General features: G+C 67.2%; 2 protein-coding genes. One reads left to right on the forward strand and one right to left on the reverse strand.

What is annotated here, in order from left to right; translation table 11 throughout:
- On the reverse strand, positions 1–519 hold a 519-nt coding region (locus FVW27_RS14595), incomplete at its 3' end, for a PDZ domain-containing protein (RefSeq protein WP_243838481.1).
- 749 nt (positions 520–1,268) lie between these two features.
- Here FVW27_RS14595 and FVW27_RS14600 point away from each other — a divergent pair.
- Positions 1,269–1,838: GAK system XXXCH domain-containing protein (locus FVW27_RS14600; RefSeq protein ID WP_167126443.1), on the forward strand; the 570-nt coding region annotated here is incomplete at its 3' end.

A 1,838-nucleotide genomic window follows, 5' to 3' on the forward strand; every position in this document is an offset into this window, starting at 1 on the left:
GGTGGGCATGGGTTGCCCGTTCACCGCCACCAGCACGTCGCCGGGGCGGATGCCCGCCGCCTCGCCGCCGCTGCCGCGCAGCACGCTGATGACCCGGTGGCGTCCGTCCAGCCCGTACTCGCGCACGTAGGCCTCGCGCCAGCGGCGCATTTCGACGAAGGCGCCCAGATCACCCCAGCGAACCGTCGAAAGCATGTCGTCCAACGTGTCGGTGCTGACCACCACCACGCCGTCGTCCAGCACGGTGCGGCCCCCGCACAACGGGGCGTTGGCCTCGCGCAGGGCATAGCCCACGTTCCACAGCCGCTCGCGCTGGCACATCCGCCGTTCCACCGAGGAAACCGGCTGCGGACAGTATTCCTTTCTTGCCTCGACAACGGGGGTCGGTACCACGGCCTTTCGGCCACAGCCGACCAGCACCAGGGACAGCGCCAGAACCAGCAGGAGGGCCGTGAAGGACGCCGCGTACGACGCCGTGCCGCCCCTGATCCACTGCATCCTTCCCCGAACTATCGCCATGCCACCTCCATAACGGTGCATCGCCCCGCGCGGGCGCCTTTTTCCCCTCACCCGGCGCGGACCATTCCCTTGCGCGGAACAAGCGTCCCGCTGTCGCCGCATACCGTGCCGCGACAGTTCATGCAAGCATTCTGTGGAATGCCAAATTGCATGCCACCACCATATCACGACATCACATCGTAATACGGCAGAACATGCCGTTTCCCTGCATCCCGAAACATGAAGCAAGCACCGTGCCCTGCAAGCGAGCACTGCAACACATGCAGGCACCCGCATCGGCACACCTCCGCATGACCATTGCGCATTCCGGGGCATCTGCCACGTGGTCCGGCTCTCTCCGCTCCGTGTCGCGCCTGCGACAGGCTGCGGCGCCCCGGGCGACAAGTCCGGCAAGGTGCGGCAAAACGGGGCAAAGGCGGCGCAAACGCCGCACACGCGTGAAAACGGTACACGAACGCTTCGTCATGCAAACGTAACCTTCGGAATATCATTGTAACGCTGCCGCCATCGTCCAGCCACCAAGGACGGACGCCGCCGTGTGTACATGAGTGAAACGCCACGTTCCGCAACCGTCACACGGACGGACGCATCTCGCTCCCGTCCGGACGAGCGGGATGAGCGGGGCGAAGATGCGAGTGACGCTGCGGGATTGGCGGCAGCGGATGCCGCCGCGTGGCGAGGGATGACAACGGCCTGCCGCCGCTACCATCACGGACGGGTGCAAGCGGCACGGCATCGGGGTACGCACCATGGGCAGCAGAAAGACCACGTTTTCCATCACCCGGCAGGAACTGCCCGCCGTGCTGCGGCGCATTGCCGACGCCCTGGAGTGGGGTGACACCGCCTGGGCGGCGGGCAAGACCACGCCGGAGGGCGAGGCTGACCCGTTGCTGGCCGAGGGGCTGGGTGACTTTCGCAAGTTCAAGCTGAACGCCAAGCACGCCTACGGTCAGATGCAGGTGGTACTCAAGGTCAAGACGCCCGACGCTGTCACCGCTGCTGTCGACGGAACGGCGAACACTGGCGCCGGGGCAAGCGCCCCCACCACGGCCCGCCCGCCCCGTCCTGCGGGGCGCCCCTCGTACAAGTCGTTGAAAAAGCGGATGCGCGCGTCGTTCAAGGCGCTACGTCAGGCCGTGCAGGCCGGGGCGATGCCTCCGCCGCAGGCCGTCGCCTCGTTCCTGTCCGATTCGCTGCTGATGGTGGAATACCCCGGCTACGGCGACGAACATTATCCGGCATACCGCGCCGCCACCGAGGCCCTGCGCACGGCGCTGGAGGCCGCGCCCCCGGCCAGCGCGCCAACGGACAGCCCTGCC

The organism is Nitratidesulfovibrio liaohensis (genome assembly GCF_011682075.1).
GTDB classification, from domain to species: Bacteria; Desulfobacterota; Desulfovibrionia; order Desulfovibrionales; family Desulfovibrionaceae; genus Cupidesulfovibrio; species Cupidesulfovibrio liaohensis.